The following is a 16,540-nucleotide window of genomic DNA, read 5'->3' on the forward strand; positions in this document are numbered from 1 at the left end:
CACGTCACGCGGGTGCTGCCTGGGGTCAGCCCAGGGTCGCGATCGCCTGGTTGAACGTCGCGGACGGCCGCATGATCGCAGCGGCCTTGACCGGGTCGGGCTGGTAGTAGCCGCCGATGTCGGCCGGGGCGCCCTGGACCGCGATCAGCTCGGCGACGATCTTCTGCTCGGACTCGGCCAGCGTCTTGGCGAGCGGGTCGAAGGCGGCCGCGAGCTTCGGGTCGTCGGTCTGGCGGGACAGCTCCTGCGCCCAGTACAGGGCCAGGTAGAAGTGGCTGCCGCGGTTGTCGATGCCGCCGAGCTTGCGGCTGGGCGACTTGTCCTCGTTGAGGAAGGTGCCGGTGGCGCGGTCCAGGGTGTCGGCCAGCACCTGGGCGCTGGCGTTGCCGGTGGTGGTCGCGAGGTGCTCGAAGGAGACGGCCAGCGCGAGGAACTCGCCGAGCGAGTCCCAGCGCAGGTAGTTCTCCTTCACCAGCTGCTGGACGTGCTTCGGGGCGGAGCCGCCGGCGCCCGTCTCGAAGAGGCCGCCGCCGTTCATCAGCGGGACGACCGACAGCATCTTGGCGCTGGTGCCCAGCTCCAGGATGGGGAAGAGGTCGGTCAGGTAGTCGCGCAGCACGTTGCCGGTCACCGAGATGGTGTCCTCGCCGCGGCGGATGCGCTCGAGGGAGTAGGCGGTGGCCTCGACCGGGGAGAGGATCTCGATGGTCAGACCCTCGGTGTCGTGCTCGGCGAGGTACGTCCGGACCTTGGTGATCAGCTGCGCGTCGTGCGCGCGGCCCTCGTCGAGCCAGAAGACGGCCGGGACGCCGGTGGCGCGGGCGCGGGTGACGGCCAGCTTGACCCAGTCCTGGATCGGCGCGTCCTTGGTCTGGCAGGCGCGGAAGATGTCACCGGCGGCGACCTCCTGCTCCAGGACCGTGTTGCCCGCGGCGTCGACGAGGCGGACGGTGCCCGCAGCGGCGATCTCGAAGGTCTTGTCGTGGCTGCCGTACTCCTCGGCCTTCTGGGCCATGAGGCCGACGTTCGGCACCGAGCCCATGGTGGACGGGTTGAAGGCGCCGTGCGCGCGGCAGTCGTCGATGACGACCTGGTAGACACCGGCGTAGCTGCTGTCCGGGAGGACGGCGAGGGTGTCGGCCTCGGCGCCGTCCGGGCCCCACATGTGGCCGGAGGTGCGGATCATGGCCGGCATCGAGGCGTCGACGATGACGTCGGACGGCACGTGCAGGTTGGTGATGCCCTTGTCGGAGTCGACCATCGCGAGGGCCGGGCCCTCGGCGATCTCGGCGTCGATGGAGGCCTTGATCGCGTCGCCGTCGGGCAGGGCGCCCAGGCCGTTCAGGATGGCGCCGAGGCCGTCGTTGACCGACAGGCCGGCGGCGGCGAGGGTCTCGCCGTAGCGGGCGAAGGTCTTCGGGAGGAAGGCGCGGACCACGTGGCCGAAGACGATCGGGTCGGAGACCTTCATCATCGTGGCCTTGAGGTGCACGGAGAACAGGATGCCCTCGGCCTTGGCACGCTCGATCTGGTCGTTCAGGAAGGTGCGCAGCGCGTCGACGTGCAGGACGGACGCGTCCACGACCTCACCGGCCAGGACCGGTACGGACTCGCGCAGGACGGTGGTGGCGCCGTCGGCGCCGACGTGCTCGATGCGGAGCGTGCCGGCCTCGGCGATCACCGCGGACTTCTCGGTGGAGCGGAAGTCGTTCTCGCCCATGGTGGCGACGTTCGTCTTCGAGTCGGCGCTCCAGGCACCCATGCGGTGCGGGTGGGCCTTGGCGTAGTTCTTGACCGAGGCGGGGGCGCGGCGGTCGGAGTTGCCCTCGCGCAGGACCGGGTTGACGGCGCTGCCCTTGACCTTGTCGTAGCGGGCGCGCGCCTCACGCTCGTCGTCGGTCTTCGGGTCGTCCGGGTAGTCGGGGAGTGCGTAGCCCTGGCCCTGGAGCTCGGCGATCACGGCCTTCAGCTGCGGGATCGAGGCCGAGATGTTCGGAAGCTTGATGATGTTGGCTTCCGCGGTCTTCGCCAGGTCGCCGAGCTCGGCGAGGGCGTCGGCAATCCGCTGGCTCTCCTCGAGGTGCTCGGGGAAGCTGGCGATGATCCGACCGGCCAGGGAGATGTCACGGGTCTCGACATTCACACCGGCCGTCGACGCGTAGGCCTGGATCACAGGCAGGAACGAATACGTCGCGAGGGCCGGGGCCTCGTCAGTGTGCGTGTAGATGATGGTCGAGTCAGTCACCGGATGCTCCGCTCCACAGTCTGCGTCTCTCGTCTGCAACATTGCTCGACATCAAGATATCTCGTGATCGGGCCGGTCCGGACAGCCCCCTGCCACATGCGCCGCGAGACGCGCGTCACCCGGAAGGTCCCCGGAATGGCGAAAACGCCGCGGCCGACGTGTTCCGTCGGCGGCGGCGCTCAGTCGTGGGCGCGGGCGGGGCCTCGAATCGGCCGCGCGCACCGGTGGTCGGGAGCGGCCCGGGGCGGGGAGGAGGGGTCCCGACCCGGGTCGCGGCGCGGGGCTCACCCGATGTGGAAGGGGTCTCCGTAGACCTTCCAGTCGAGCGGCGTGTTCAGGTTCAGGTTGCCCTTGCGCAGGAAGACCCGCTGCGCGGTGTCCACGCGGCTGGTGTCGCTGTGCGCCTCCTCCTGCTTCATCGCCCAGACGCGTGCGTCGAGGAAGGCGTTGAGGTAGGCGGTCTCGTTGCCGCCCTGGGACGGGGGCTTGGCCTTGGCCAGGGCGCGCTTGCGGATGTTGCGGAAGCTGGCGGAGTCGGTGCCGTCGCCGTGCATCACGATGGCGTCGTAGTAGATGAACTGGCCGAGCACGCCGAGCCCGTCGGACTTGGCCTGCCGCACGGACGGGTTGAAGTAGACCCGGTCGCGCTCGTGGTCCTGGGCCTTCTTGAACTCGGCGTCCTGGGCCGCCTTCGCCCAGTCCTTGGTGAAGTTCGGGTCGAGGCCGGCGTGGGAGTCGCTGCCGTCGACCTTGCGCAGGGCGGGGAGGTACTTGGCGAGGACGTTGCCCGGCTTGACCTGGGTGTAGTACTCGACGAGGTCGAGCATGTCGCCGGTGCCGGAGCAGAAGCCGATGATGCCGGCCGTGTAGCCGCGACCGTCACCTATGTCCTCTATGTACTTGTACTGCGCCTTCCAGTCCAGTGAGGAGTTCTCCGCGCTGGAGACGATCTTCATGGCGATCTCCTTCTTCGCCGGATCGTCGAGCCCGACGGCCACCGCCGCGACGGGCGCGGCCTGCGCCCGCGTCGGGGTGGGGGCGGCGTCGTCCGCGGTGGCGTGGGCGGTGACCGGTACGGCGAGAAGCGCGCTGCCGAGCAGGGCGCCGATCGCCAGCGTCTTGCGACGAGGGGTGAACACAAGGCCTCCGTGGGGGAGTTGAGGCTTACCCGGATTCGTTAGGAAACTTTATTACCAGAAGCCCCAACTCCTCAAGCCCCCGGAATCCCCTGCCCCGGATGGCTCGGGTGGCCTGGGTGCCCCGGATGGCCCGGGTGGCCCCGGGCGCCCTCGTCAGAGCCAGCCGTTGCGGCGGAAGCCCCGGTGGATGAGCAGGCAGGCGATCACCATGACGCCGACCACGGTCGGGTACCCGTAGGTCCAGTGCAGTTCGGGCATGTGCTCGAAGTTCATGCCGTAGACCCCGCAGACCATCGTCGGCACCGCGACGATCGCCGCCCACGCCGTGATCTTCCGCATGTCCTCGTTCTGGGCGACGGTCACCTGCGCGAGGTGGGCCTGCAGGATCGAGTCGAGGAGGTTGTCGTAGGCGCCGATCTGCTCGGTGGCGCGGGTCAGGTGGTCGGCCACGTCCCGGAAGTACGCACGGCACTCCGGCGGGATGACCGGTATCGGCTGCGTGGCCAGCTGCTGCAGGGGGCGGTCCAGCGGCGCCACCGCCCGGCGGAGTTCGAGGAGCTCCCGCTTGAGCTGGTAGATCCGCCCGGCGTCGCCCCGGCCGCCGTGCTCGCTGAACACCGCCGTCTCCACGGCGTCCAGGTCGTTCTGCACCGCGTCCGTGACGGCCACGTAGTCGTCGACCACGTGGTCCGCCATGGCGTGCAGGACCACCGCCGGACCCGCGGCCAGCTGCTCCGGCGCGGCCTCCAGCGCCTCGCGGACGGGGCCAAGGGTGCCACGGCCGCCGTGGCGGATGGTGATCACGAAGTCGTCGCCCGTGAAGGCCATCAGTTCGCCGGTCTCCACGACCTCGCTGGTCGCGGTCAGCTCCTCGTGCTCGACGTAGCGCACGGTCTTGAAGACGGAGAACAGTATGTCGTCGTAGCGCTCCACCTTGGGGCGCTGGTGCGCGTTCACGGCGTCCTCGACTGCGAGCGGGTGCAGACCGAACAGCTCGGCGAGCCCGGCGAGCTCCGACTGCGAGGGCTCGTGCAGACCGATCCACACGAAGCCGCGGCCCGTCTTGCGGACCCGGTTAAGGGCCTCTTCGACCTCGGCGCAGCCGTCCTGCCGCACTCCGTCCTGGTACACCACGCAGTTGACCACCGCACTGCCCAGCGGGGAGCGCGCCGGGTGGCTGAGGTCGACGGCCCGGCGGTAGCCACGGCTCACGGCCCGGCGCAGGTTGCTGAACATGGACAACGGAGTACTCCCCTTCGGCGGATCACCGGCAAGTCTGCCACCGCGCCGAAGCGGCCCCGCCGGGGCGCCACGCGCACGCGCCGCGGGAGCGGTGCGTCGCGCTCCGCGGGGCAGTGCGTCCCGCCCTACCCGCAGCGGTACGTCACGCCCGGTCGATGAACACGCTCGTCGACTTCACCCGGGCCGTGGCCCGCGCCCCCACCTCGAGGCCGAGCTCCTCCACCGCCTCCCGCGTCAGCAGCGACACGATCCGGTGCGGTCCCGCCTGGATCTCCACCTGCGCGTCGACCGTGCCGAGCTTCACCCCGGTGACGATCCCGGGGAAGGCGTTGCGCGCCGAGGTGTACGGGGTCTCGTCGTGCCCGTGGGGGTCCCCGCCCTCCTGCGCGACCTCGACGCAGAACGCGGCCAGGTCCGGCCCGTCCACCATGCGCCGCGCGCCTTCCCGGCGGGTGGGGAAGCGTTCCGCGTCCGCCCAGCGCCGGGCCGTGTCGACGCTCACGCCGAGCAGCCGCGCCGCCTGGCCGATCGTGTAGGACTCCATGCCCGCAGCTTAGGGGTGTGCGACGGGGGCCGGCGCGGCGGGCTCGCGCGCGTCGGGCTCGCGCGCGTCGGGCCTCAGCGCAGCGCCTCCGCCGCCGCCTCCGCGATCACGTCCGCCACCGCGGACAGGACGGGCGAGTCCAGCTTCCACTGCTGCCAGTACAGCGGTACGTCCATCGGCCTGCGCGGCGCCAGCAGGACCAGCCGCCCCTCCCGTACCAGCGGGCTCGCCTGCGCTTCCGGCACCAGCCCCCACCCCAGCCCGGCGACCACCGCGTCGCGGAAACCCTCCGAGGTCGGCATGTAGTGCCGCACCGGGCCCGCGCCGACGTCCGGCTCCCCCGCCAGCTCCCGTACGAACGCGTCCTGGAGTTCGTCCTTCCGGTCGAACACGATCGTCGGCGCCTCCCGCAGGTCCCGCTCCAGCGCTCCCGTCAGATGCCGGGCCGCGAAGGCCGGGCCCGCCACCGGCAGGTACCGCGCCAGCCCCAGCCGCCGTACGGTGCACCCCGCCACCGGGTCCGGCGAGGAGGTCACCGCCGCCATCACCTGGCCCTCCCGCAGCAGCACCGTCGTGTGCGACTCGTCCTCGCGGTGCAGCTCGAAGCAGACCGGCGGATCCTGCGGAACGCGGGTCAGCGCCGGCAGGAACCAGGTGGCGAGGGAATCCGCGTTCACCGCGATCGGCAGCCGCACCGGCCCCACCCCGTCGGCCATCCCCAGCTCGGCGCGGGCGTCGCGCTCCAGCCGGGCCAGCTGCCGGGCGAACCGGATCACCACCTGCCCGGACTCCGTGGCCCGCACCGGCTTCGTCCGCATCAGCAGCACCCGCCCGGTCCGCTGCTCCAGGGCCTTGACCCGCTGGCTGACGGCGGACGGTGTCACGTGCAGGGCGGCGGCCGCCGCATCGAAGGTGCCCTCGTCGACCACGGCCAGCAAGGTCCGCACCTGGTCCAGGGGAAGCTCATCCATCACAAGCGCTAATGGTACGTAAAAATCTTTAGCTGTACTGAAAGGATCTGGCTGCTTAGCGTCGGTGTCATGACACACGGCATCATCACCGCGGCCCTCGCCGGTTTCGGCACCGGGCTCTCCCTCATCGTCGCCATCGGCGCGCAGAACGCCTTCGTCCTGCGCCAGGGCGCCCGCCGCCACGCGGTCCTCGCCGTCGTCGCCATCTGCGCCGTCTCCGACGCCCTCCTCATCGCCCTCGGCGTCGCCGGCGTCGGCGCCTTCGTCACCGCCTGGCCGGCCGCCCTCACCGTCGTCGGCCTCGCCGGGGGCGGATTCCTGATCTGCTACGGCGTCCTCGCGGCCCGCCGCGTCGTGCGGCCCACCCCCGGCGCCGCCCTCACCACGCAGGGGGCCGCCGCCGGTTCGGGCCGCCGGGCGGTGCTGACCGCGCTGGCCATGACCTGGCTCAACCCGCACGTCTACCTGGACACCGTCCTGCTCCTCGGTTCCCTCGCCGCCGACCGCGGCGACCTGCGCTGGGCCTTCGGCACCGGGGCCGGCCTGGCCAGCCTGACCTGGTTCGCCGGCCTGGGCTACGGAGCCCGCCTGCTCAGCGGCCTCCTCGCCCGCCCCTCCGCCTGGCGGGTCCTGGACGGCCTGGTGGCAGCCACCATGGTCACGATGGGCGGCCTGCTGCTGGCCCGGGCCTGACCTGCGGGGCCCTCAGCCGAATCCACCCGAACCGGGCCCAGGAGCCAATTCGCCTCATAGGATTGCGTCATGGGCAGGGGGGCCGGAATCGTGGGAGCGGACGGGGTGGCCGGGGACGACGGGAGTCGGGCCGCGGAGGCCGACGGCGCGGTCGTGCCGTTGCCGGGCTGGATCTCGCCCGTCCTCAAGCACCGCGGCGGTCACGACTCGCTGGGCCTGCAGACCACGACCCAGGACCGGCTCATGCCCGAGCTGCTGCCCGGCATCCTCCAACTGTCGCGCCGCGCCCGGTACCTCTCGTTCTACGCGTTCCTGCTCTCCACCTACGCCCAGGACCGTCAACCCGAGAGCCCGCACGCGCTGCACCAGTACATCCGGCGGTGGGAGTGGGACTACGGCCTGGCCGTGCTCCACTGCCCCCGCGGGTGCGGGTCCTCCCCGATCGGGGCAAGGCGGCTCGATCCGCTGGTGCGGGGCGGCACCGGCCCCTTCCCGCGGGGCCTGTCGGTCAAGAGCCCGCAGGGCGGCTACGGGCTGAACTACCGCGCCCCGCTCATGGACTTCGGTGTCGTCGTCAGGGAGGGGACACCCCTCGGCGGGATCCCCCTTCCCCTGGACGTGCTGAGCCCGGCCGAGCCGGCCCAGCGCCTCGCGGACACCTTCCGGACGGCGGTCCGCGACACCGCGTACCACCGCGGGCGGATGTGGGAGGGCGACTTCCCCCTGGAGGCGCACGTACTGGAGGAGTTCGCGGAGGCGGCGTGCCTGTGCCGGCTCGACGAGCACCGGCACGGGGACGAACGGGAAGCCCTGCACGCGGTGATGCTCGGCGCGGGAGCCGCGGACACCGACAGCCCGACGGCCCGTCAGCGCAGCCTGAGCGTGGCCCACTTCCTCAGCCTGATCGAGGCCGACCCGGAGGTCGTCGCCTCGGTCGATGCCTTCCGGCAGGCCCTGTGGGAGCCCGCGACGCGCGGTCGGCGCCACGCCGTCGTCGCCGGCCAGTGGGCGGCCGTGGCCGCCAAGGACGTCTGGCAGGAGGCGCTCTGCTCGCTCTGGGACGGCTTCTGCGCCGCGGGTTCCAGCCAGGGCAAGCCCCTGACCTGGCAGGAAGCCCGAGAGGTGGCCTACGGGCTGCTGCCGCGGCGGCCGCCTGCCGACGCGGCCTCCCGTACGTCCGAGCTGGTCGCCGCCCTGGCCGCCGAGACCGTGCGGCTGACGGACGAGCACGGCCACGAGGTGGCCGTCGCCGGCGCGTCGCTGGAGAAGCTGCGGCAGCTCGTCCGGAGCCTGCGTACGGCCGACTCCGCGGTCGTGCTGGTCCTCGAACTGATGCGGCGCATGGAGGGCAGGGCGGGTCCCGGCTGGGACGAGGCGTCCGCGGTCGGCTCGCGCTGGCAGCCGTCCCTCGCGCGGGTCGCCGCGGAACTCCGCGCCCACCTCGCCCCGGAGCCGGTGGTCGGGGAGACCGTGTGGTGGCTGCTCCGGCGGTTCGTCCTCGAGGTGCACGAGCGGATCGCGTACTCGAAACTGCCCGAGTTCACCTTCCGGTTCCGCTGGGAGCACGGGCTGCTGCGCTTCTACGACCTCCCCGCGGGCGGGCTCTCCCCGGCGGGGATCCGCGCTGAGGTGCTGGCTTCCCTCACCGGCGATCTCGGCCTGTGGAGGTGGCCGGACGGGTCCGGCGGCCCGCGCCCGGCGGAGCTGACGGACCGCGGCCGGCAATTCGTCGAAAGGGTGCTGGGATGACGCAGCCGCTGGTGCGGCCGGTGGCGGAGCTGTTCTCGGCCGAGGTGCAGGCCCTGTGGGCCACCACGTACAGCCTGGACCTCGGGCTGGTCAACGAGTTCCTGCTGCCCCGCCTCGGCGACCCGCCGCTCAACGTGGCCGTGCTCGCGGACCGGCGGAGGCTGGCCGCCGACCTGGCCCGGATCCCGGACCGGACGCCGGGCACCGTGGCCACCGCCAACAGCCGATGGCTGCTGCGCGGCGTCCACGGGCCCGGGGCGCCCGGGCACGCGGTCTTCCACCCGAAGTCGTACCTCGCCCTGGCCCGGCGCGGCGCCACCCTTCTCGTGGGTTCGGGCAACCTGACACTGCACGGCCTGGACACGGGCAACGAGGTGTTCACGGCCTTCCGCTCGGGCACCCCGGTCGGCGACGCCGCCATCGCGGGGTGGCAGGCGTGGATGCGCCGCCTGGTGGACGCGACCGGTGACACGGTGCTCGCCGGAAGGTTCCAGCGGCTGGAGGCAGCACTGGCCTCGGCCGGTGACGGCGGGAAGGGGAGCGGGAGCGGGCCCACGGTGCCGTCGCCGCTGCTGCACAACCTCGACGTGCCGATCGGGCGGCAGCTGACCGAGGTGGTCGCCAGGGACGGCGGGCAGGTGAGGACGCTCTGGCTGACGGCCCCGTTCTACGACGAGAAGGCCTCCGCGGTGGGCCGGCTGCTCAAGGCATTGCGCCCCGAGCGGGTGCAGGTCTTCGTCTCCCCCACCACGAGCGTCAACGGCGCACGGCTCGCCGAGCGGCTCACGGCGAGCGGGGCACAAGTCCTCGTCTCCTCCTACGGACCCGACGCCTTCGTCCACGCCAAGCTGATCGGCGTCGAGTGCGAGCGGCGGGGATGGCTGCTGTCCGGTTCCGCCAATCTGTCGACGGGCGCGCTGTGGCGGCGGGCGGACGAGGGCAACACCGAGCTCGCGGTGCTCGCGCCCGCCGGTCCCGAGCAGCTGGGCGCCGTCTTCACCGGACCGGGGGTCGAGCGGACCCGGCAGGACCTGGGCACCCTGACCAGCCTCCGCTTCAGCAGCGGGGCGGACGCGGAGCCCCTGGCCGTACGGCTGCTGAGCGCCGCCGTGCGGTCCGACGGGCGGGTCCTCGTCCGTACGGAGCCGCCCCGGGGCGACGGCTGGGCGCTCAGCGACCTCACGGAACGACAGCCGCTGGCGGCGCTGCCCGACGGCACGGCCCTGACCTCCGGGCCGCTGGCCGGCCGGCTGGTGGAGGTGGTCGACCACGACGGGCGGCCGCTGTCCGACCGTCTCATCGCCGACGACCCCGTACGGCTGGAGGCGGCGCTCACCGCTACGACGGCCTCCACCGGCCCCGCCCCGCCCGCCGAACTCGACGAGGCGGTGCGGGACTCGTTCCTCGGCCGCCGGCTGCTGCGGCTGAACCAGACGCTCATCTTCGACGCGAACGACGTGCTCGCGCCCGGCGGCCCGGGAGGAACCGGGGAGACCCGGGAGCCGGGCGGGGACGGGCACACCACGGGAACCGGGGCCGACAGCGTCTGGGACCGGCTGAAGCGTGAGGAGCTGGGACGCGACCCGCGGGCGGGCACGTACGAACGGATGCTCGGCCGCCGTTCCTTCACCGGGCCCGAGCCCTTCCTCCTCCTCCTGGACGCCCTCCGGCTGCGTACGCCGGCTGCCGCCGCCGAGCCGTCGGGCGCGCCCGTGCCGCCGTCCGGTTCACTGCTGGAGCGGCTCCTCGTGCGCAACGGCGCCCTGGAGACGGAGCCGGAGGGCGAGGACCCGGCCGGTGGGAGGACCGCCCACAGCTGGACGCTGAAGCAGCGGATCAGGGTCCGCGCCCGCAATCTGCTGCACCGCTGGGCGACCGCGCTGGCCGATGCGCGCCTGGCCTGGATCGACCCGCTGGCACCCGTGGTGAACTTCGCCGCGCTCACGCAGACCCTGGCCGAGCTCCGGCTCGAAGCCTCCTGCCGCCCGGATTCCGTCGAGCTCACCACCGAGGACCTGGACGAGGTCTGGGAGCTGCTGCTGCGCTCCTTCGCCGGTACGGGTGACGGGCGGGGCTGGCTCGACCGCCTCGACCCGGCCGACCGCGACGAGGCGGGGCACCGGCTGTCCGACTGGCTGGACCTCCCGGAGGCGGTCGCCGCGCTGTGCTGGCTCGCGGTACGCCCGGGACACGTCGGCCGCGAACGGAAGATCGCCCTCCAGCCCCTGATCGGCGCCGCCCTGGACCACGGACTGCTGAACTCCACCAAGCAGACCGGCCGCTACCTGTCACTGGTGACGGGAACCCGCGTCAGGCGTGGCGATGTCGACGACCGGCTGCTCGAGGTCATGGACTTCATCGACGATCCGCTGTGGTGCCGGCGACGGGCCGAGGAACTCGGCCTGGCCGGGCTGGAGCTGGAGACCACCCGCACCGGAGTCAAGGTGACGGTGCGGGGGGTGAGCAACCCGCTGACCGACCCGCGCATACCGAAACTGGTGCTCGCCGCCCGTCTGCACAGCGGAATCGACGGCGTGTCGCTGTTCGACGACGGGGAGCGGAAGTGGCGCCTCTCCCTCTTCACGGGAGAACCGATCGCGTACCTGCCGAGCTTCGGCACGGCGACCTACGACGCGCTCGAATCCGCACTCCCCCTGCGGAAGGGCGACCTCGAGTCGGCCCACGCCGACGAGGCCTCCCTGGCCGCCTGGTTCACCGACGACACGGCGCACCACGGCCCGCAGGCGTGAGGCGTGGCCAGGAGCAGGCGTGGCCGGGAGGGGGCTTGGAAGGGTGCGGGGAACCCGCCCGGTTTGACGGGGGATGCAAACCGGGCGGGAGTTCTCAGCCCGCCCTACGGAGTTTACTGTAGGCAGCACCCACTTTGGTAAGCCAGGCCACTTCCGCCGTGAAGTTGTCCGTGTCGCGGTCGTCGAAATCGCCGTCGTCCTTGTTGTCACGGGGGATGGTGCCGGTTCGTTTGGCGTGCAGGGCCTGTTTGATCTGTGCCGCTTCGATGAAGGCCTGCCGGTACTCGTCGGTCATTTCCCGGACGGGTCCGCCGGCGCCGCCGGTGGTGCGCTCGATGTACGGGCGCAGGTCCCGCCAGCCGTCCCGTATCTCGACGACGCGCCGGTGGAGCCGGTAGTCGAGGTCGGAGACCGAGGTCCCGGGCGGCTCCAGGGCGATGCCCGGGGAGGACTCGTAGAGGTCCCGCCAGAGCGGGTAGAGGGCCCGGTAAGACCGGTAGGCACGGGTCCACTCCACCAGCCTGACGGCCGCGGGGCCCCAGGAGGGCATGGTGAAGCTCAGCGAGATGGCGATGATGCCCAGCGCGTTGAGGACGGAGGCGGCGGCCTCCTTCCACGTCCCGATCTCGGTTCCGGCCGCGATGGTGAGGACGTTGACCACCCGCACCAGGCTGTAGAGGAGCAGGATCATCGCCCCGACGGACAGCATGCGCAGGGCCTGCCGCAGCGAGGCGCTGTCGGTCATGCGGGCATAGGGACCGCACTGGCGGAAGACGGTGACGCAGGGAACCGCCTGGGAGGCGATGAAGGCCAGGAGGTAGGTGAGGAGCAGCGGTTCGCCGCTGCCGTCGAAGTCCGACGGACAGCGACGGGGCCCGTCGGCGAGGAAGAAGAGGGCCGTCAGGACCACGTCGAGGGTGATGCCGGTGACCACCCAGAAACGCGTCTTGCGCGCCGCCTCCTCGCCGTCGGCCGCCCAGCACAGCAGGATGACCTGCGCGCTCACGCAGAAGGCGACCGCCGCCAGGTGCATGAGGAGGATGGCGAGGTTGCCGACGCCCAGGAAGCTCTCGCCCCGCATGGCGACGGCACCCATCGTGAAGGTGAGGCACTGGAACACCAGGGTCGTGATCAGCGTGCGGTAGGAGCTGTCCTTCCAGCTGCGGCGTCCCTGGCACAGCCGGTAGACGAGCGCGGCGTACGACGAGAGCGCCGCGATGACGAAGCAGAGGGTTCTGATGGTGTTCACGGTGGGGCTTTCCTGCAGGTGCCGCGGGTGCGGCGAATGATTCAGCCGGCGTTGCCGGCCAGGGGGACGACGAGTCCGGTGCTCTCGGTCGGCAGCCGGCGCGCCGTGCCCCCGAGCGGCGCGGACAGCGGCGAAGTGCCGTCCGTCGAACTCGTTGTGGAAACGTCCATGCGCGAACCGTACCCGGCGCAAAACCCGCCCCCGACCCCAGCCTCCCGAGCGCGTCCCGAGCGTCCCGAATCGTGACACCAGATTTTTAGGTCGGGTGACCTATAGTCCTCGTATGGACAACGACCAGCTGGCGCACGACCCCGACGGACCGGTTCTCCTCGTCGGCGGGTACGGAACGGTGGGGGCGGAGCTCGCGCGGGCGACGGCCGGGCAGTGGCCGCTGCTGCTTCTGGGGCGCTCCCCGGAGAAGGCCGCCGACCTGTGCCGCGAACTCGGCGCCGAGGCGCGCCGCTGGGACCTCGGCGACCCCGCCCCCTTCCGCGCCGCGGCGCGCGCCGTGGTGAGCGTGGTCAACGATCCGGACGACCGCGTCCTGCGGGCCGCGCTCGCCGGAGGCGTCCCGTACGTCGACGTGACGCGCTGGACCTCCCGCGTGCAGCGCGCGGCGGCCCTGGCCTCGCTCGCCCCGGCCGGCCCCGGCACGCCCGCGCCGGTCCTGCTCTCCTCCGGCTGGATGGGCGGGGTGGTGCCGCTCGTCGCCGCCGCGCTCGCCGAGCGGCTGGGCGGGGCCGACCGGGTGGAGACCGCGATCCGCTACGACCTGGCCGACCGCTCCGGGGTGGACTCGGTGGAGTTCATGGACCGCCTGGGCATCGACTTCGAGGTGCGTGAGGAGGGCAGGGCCACGGCGGTCACCCCGCTCACCAGCACGCGGACGCTGACCATCGGGGAGCACCGCACCAAGGTGGCCCGGATCGACACGCCCGAACAGTTCACCCTGCCGCTGACGCTCGGAGCGCGCACCGTGACCACCCGCATCGGCTTCAGCAGCACGGCCTCCACCTCCGCGCTGGTCGCTCTGGGCCGCGTCGGCTTCTTCCGCCACGCCCGCGGCGAGCGCTGGCGCCCGGTCCGGCACCGTCTGCTCCACGCACCGGGCACGGGCGGCACCGCCGCCCTGCGGGTCGAGGTCGAAGGACCGCGCGGCGTGCTGCGGGCCACGGTCACCGACCCGCACGGCCAGGCCCGTCTGACGGCCGTCGGGGCCCTGATGGGCCTGCGCCGCGTCCTCGGCGCCGACGGCGCGCCCGCCCGGCCCGGTCTCGCCTTCCCCGAGTCGCACCCGCTGCCGCACACGCTCCTGCCGGCCCTGGCGGAGGCGGGCGTACGGATCGACGTCCGCGCCCCCCACGCCGACCCGCAGGCCCCGGCCGCCGCATGAGCACCGCCAAGGGATCGGCCCGGCGAGCCGCGCTCCTGGACGCCGCCGAGGCCACGCTGGTCGGCAGCGGCCACGCCGCGTTGTCGGTCCGCGCCGTGGCCGACGCGGCCGGGGTGCGCCTCGGCCACCTCCAGTACTACTTCCCCACCCGCGACAGCCTCCTCGAAGCGGTCCTCGACCGCCTCCTGCGCCGCTCCCTGGACCGCCTCACCGAGGTGGCCCCCGGTCTGGCCCCGGACGGCTCCGGGGAACCGGTCCCCCCGGAGCGGCTGATCGGCCTGCTCCTCGCCGAGCAGGACAACCCGGAGCTGGTACGGGTCTTCGCCGAGCTGTGGGCGCTGGCAGCGCGGGACGAGGCGGTCGCGACGGCCGTCCGGGCCTTCTACCGCCAGTACGCGGACCTGGTCACCGAGCAGATCCGCCGCCACCTGCCCGGTCTTGCGCAGCCGGAACTCCGCGCACGGGCCGAGGTGTTCATCGCCCTGCTCGAAGGCAGTTCACTGATGCGTTCCGGCATCGCGGGCAACCCCTCTCCCGCGACGGACGCCCTGATCACCCGGACGGCGCTCACCCTCATGACCGGCCCCGCCGCCCACCACGGGCTCGGAGCCTGAACCCGCCCCAGCCGCGTCGTCCCGCCGCCGGGGCGGGACTTCGCGGACACGGGCGAGCTCACGGCCGCGGGAGCCGGGCCTGCGCGGGGGTGTCGTCGAGGAAGCCGCCCGACTGGTGCTGCCACAGCTTCGCGTAGGCCCCGTCCGCGGCGAGCAGCTCCTGGTGCGTGCCCTGCTCGACGATGCGGCCGCGGTCGAGGACGACGAGCTGGTCCATGGTCGCGACCGTGCTCAGGCGGTGTGCCACCACGAGCGCCGTCCGCCCGTCCATGAGGCTCCACAGCGCGTCCTGGACGAGGATCTCGCTCTCGGAGTCCAGGGCGCTGGTCGCCTCGTCGAGCAGCAGGATCGGCGCGTCGCGCAGGATCGCCCTGGCGAGGGCGACCCGTTGGCGCTGTCCGCCGGACAGCTTCACCCCGCGTTCGCCCACCATGGTGTCGAAGCCCTCCGGGAGCGCGTCGGCGAACTCCGTGACGTGCGCCGCCTCGGCCGCGCGGCGGATCTCGGCGTCGGTGGCGTCCGGCCGGGCGAAGGCGATGTTGTCGCGCAGCGTGCGGTGGAACATCGCCGGGTCCTGGGGCACGTAGGCGATCAGGCTGCGCAGGTCGGCCTGGGACAGCCTGCTGATGTCCTGCCCTCCGATGAGGATCCGGCCGGCGTCGATGTCCGTCATCCGCAGCAGCAGCCGGCTGAGCGTGGTCTTGCCGCCGCCGGACCGGCCGACGAGACCGATCTTCGTTCCGCTGGGCACGGCGAGGTCGAGGCGCTCGAAGAGCGGCGCCGCGCCCGCGTGGGCGAAGGTCACCTGTTCGAAGTGCACGTCGGCGGCCTTGGACAGCAGCGGCTCCGGGGACGCCGGGTCGAGCACCGTCGGCGGTGTCAGCAGCAGTTCGGTGAACTGCGCGGCCTCCGTCATCGAGCTCTCCAGGCGGCGGTAGATCTGGTTGAACTCGAACATGATCCGCGTCGCGTTGGCGTAGTAGGTGAAGGCGACGATGACCGCCTCCACGCCGTGGTCTCCCCCGCCGAGCGCGATGGCGAGCAGCAGGCCCAGCACGTTGGTCAGTACGGACATCGGCGCGACGAGCGTGTCGATGCGCAGGTTGCCGTAGTCCCAGGAACGCAGCGTGAGCCGCCGCGACTCCGCGACTCGGGACCGGTGCTCGGCGGCCTCACGCGCCTCGGCGGCGAACGACCGGACCGTGTCCATGTTCATCAGACTGTCCGCGACGTGGCCCGACACCCTGGCGATCGCCTCCTCCCGCTGGGCCACGAGCGTCTGACGGCGACGGATCAGGGGCGTCACGCACAGCCCCGTGAACGTGATCATCGTCAGCAGCCCGACGACGAGCAGCGGGTCGTACTGCCACAGGACCACGGATGCGAACAGCAGGGGCACGAAGCTGCCCATGACCGAGAACGTCAGCGTGTCGACGAACTCCTCGAAGCGGGAGGCGAAGCTCAGGACCCGCTTGGTCAGCGACCCCGCGAAGTTGTCGTGGAAGAAGGCGGCGTCCTTGGCGAAGAGCTCGTCCATGCCGATGACGTACAGCTGCTCGATGCCGCGTGCGTCGAGGCGGTTCAGGCAGTGCAGTCCGATGCGCCACAGCGTCTCCGCGAGCAGCAGGACCCCGGCGAAGCCGAGCACATAGGGCATCGTCCAGCCGATGCCGGTACCGGTGTCCCCGTCCCCGGCGATCCGGCCGACGAGCTTCGCGACGACCAGCGGCGCGATGTAGTTGATGCCGATGTTGCCCAGTGCCGGGAGCAGCATCGCGGGCACCGTCAGCCATCGGAACCGGGCCAACTCCCTTCCGTAGTAACGGAGCGCGAGGAGCACCGGGCCCCTACGGGCTGAACTTCCGTGCGATTCGGGCGATCCCATCCCAACCCTGCCTTGTCGGACCGTCAGGTCAGAAAACGGAGTGTCCCGCACGGGCGCCCACGCGGT

At 72.3% G+C, this 16,540-nt stretch carries 13 protein-coding genes; 5 read left to right on the forward strand and 8 right to left on the reverse strand.

What is annotated here, in order from left to right:
* Window positions 1-25: 25 nt before the first annotated feature.
* The 5 genes from OG447_RS26315 to OG447_RS26335 form a co-directional block, all read right to left on the reverse strand.
* The gene (locus tag OG447_RS26315) at window positions 26-2,245 is read right to left on the reverse strand and encodes an NADP-dependent isocitrate dehydrogenase (RefSeq protein WP_266939797.1); all 2,220 of its coding nucleotides are present in this window, start codon (window positions 2,243-2,245) and stop codon (window positions 26-28) included.
* Between the two features lie 284 nt (window positions 2,246-2,529).
* A complete protein-coding gene (locus OG447_RS26320; RefSeq protein ID WP_266939798.1) occupies window positions 2,530-3,384 on the reverse strand; it encodes a chitosanase in 855 nt (284 codons plus the stop codon).
* Between the two features lie 153 nt (window positions 3,385-3,537).
* On the reverse strand, window positions 3,538-4,620 hold the full coding sequence (gene corA / locus OG447_RS26325; RefSeq protein ID WP_266939799.1) for a magnesium/cobalt transporter CorA: 1,083 nt from the start codon (window positions 4,618-4,620) through the stop codon (window positions 3,538-3,540).
* A gap of 148 nt (window positions 4,621-4,768) precedes the next feature.
* On the reverse strand, window positions 4,769-5,170 hold the full coding sequence (locus OG447_RS26330) for a molybdopterin-binding protein (protein WP_266939800.1): 402 nt from the start codon (window positions 5,168-5,170) through the stop codon (window positions 4,769-4,771).
* A gap of 74 nt (window positions 5,171-5,244) precedes the next feature.
* Window positions 5,245-6,141: a LysR family transcriptional regulator ArgP gene (locus OG447_RS26335; RefSeq protein WP_266939801.1), complete on the reverse strand. Its 897-nt coding sequence runs from the start codon at window positions 6,139-6,141 to the stop codon at window positions 5,245-5,247.
* A gap of 69 nt (window positions 6,142-6,210) precedes the next feature.
* Here OG447_RS26335 and OG447_RS26340 point away from each other — a divergent pair, with 69 nt between their 5' ends.
* From OG447_RS26340 to OG447_RS26350, 3 genes are all read left to right on the forward strand, one after another.
* Window positions 6,211-6,834 (forward strand): LysE/ArgO family amino acid transporter, encoded by a 624-nt coding sequence (locus OG447_RS26340; protein WP_266939802.1) that lies wholly within the window; start codon window positions 6,211-6,213, stop codon window positions 6,832-6,834.
* 69 nt (window positions 6,835-6,903) lie between these two features.
* The gene (locus OG447_RS26345; RefSeq protein ID WP_266939803.1) at window positions 6,904-8,583 is read left to right on the forward strand and encodes a hypothetical protein; all 1,680 of its coding nucleotides are present in this window, start codon (window positions 6,904-6,906) and stop codon (window positions 8,581-8,583) included.
* Complete coding sequence (locus OG447_RS26350; RefSeq protein ID WP_266939804.1) at window positions 8,580-11,333, forward strand: hypothetical protein; 2,754 nt, start codon at window positions 8,580-8,582, stop codon at window positions 11,331-11,333. The genes OG447_RS26345 and OG447_RS26350 overlap by 4 nt, the downstream gene beginning before the upstream one ends.
* Before the next feature lie 94 nt (window positions 11,334-11,427).
* On the opposite strand, the gene OG447_RS26355 is transcribed toward OG447_RS26350, so the two are convergent.
* Together OG447_RS26355 and OG447_RS26360 are read right to left on the reverse strand one after the other, a co-directional pair.
* Window positions 11,428-12,582, reverse strand: a complete 1,155-nt coding sequence (locus tag OG447_RS26355; protein WP_266939805.1) for an MAB_1171c family putative transporter — start codon at window positions 12,580-12,582, stop codon at window positions 11,428-11,430.
* Between the two features lie 41 nt (window positions 12,583-12,623).
* Entirely contained in the window at window positions 12,624-12,752 is a 129-nt protein-coding gene (locus OG447_RS26360; protein ID WP_266939806.1) for a hypothetical protein, read from the reverse strand.
* 113 nt (window positions 12,753-12,865) lie between these two features.
* Here OG447_RS26360 and OG447_RS26365 point away from each other — a divergent pair, with 113 nt between their 5' ends.
* Together OG447_RS26365 and OG447_RS26370 are read left to right on the forward strand one after the other, a co-directional pair.
* Entirely contained in the window at window positions 12,866-13,975 is a 1,110-nt protein-coding gene (locus OG447_RS26365) for a saccharopine dehydrogenase (RefSeq protein WP_266939807.1), read from the forward strand.
* On the forward strand, window positions 13,972-14,589 hold the full coding sequence (locus OG447_RS26370) for a TetR/AcrR family transcriptional regulator (protein WP_266939808.1): 618 nt from the start codon (window positions 13,972-13,974) through the stop codon (window positions 14,587-14,589). The genes OG447_RS26365 and OG447_RS26370 overlap by 4 nt, the downstream gene beginning before the upstream one ends.
* A gap of 58 nt (window positions 14,590-14,647) precedes the next feature.
* Here OG447_RS26370 and OG447_RS26375 read toward each other — a convergent pair whose 3' ends face one another.
* The gene (locus OG447_RS26375; RefSeq protein WP_266939809.1) at window positions 14,648-16,474 is read right to left on the reverse strand and encodes an ABC transporter ATP-binding protein; all 1,827 of its coding nucleotides are present in this window, start codon (window positions 16,472-16,474) and stop codon (window positions 14,648-14,650) included.
* Window positions 16,475-16,540: the final 66 nt, after the last annotated feature.

Origin of the sequence: Streptomyces sp. NBC_01408 (assembly GCF_026340255.1) — a bacterium.
GTDB lineage: Bacteria > Actinomycetota > Actinomycetes > Streptomycetales > Streptomycetaceae > Streptomyces.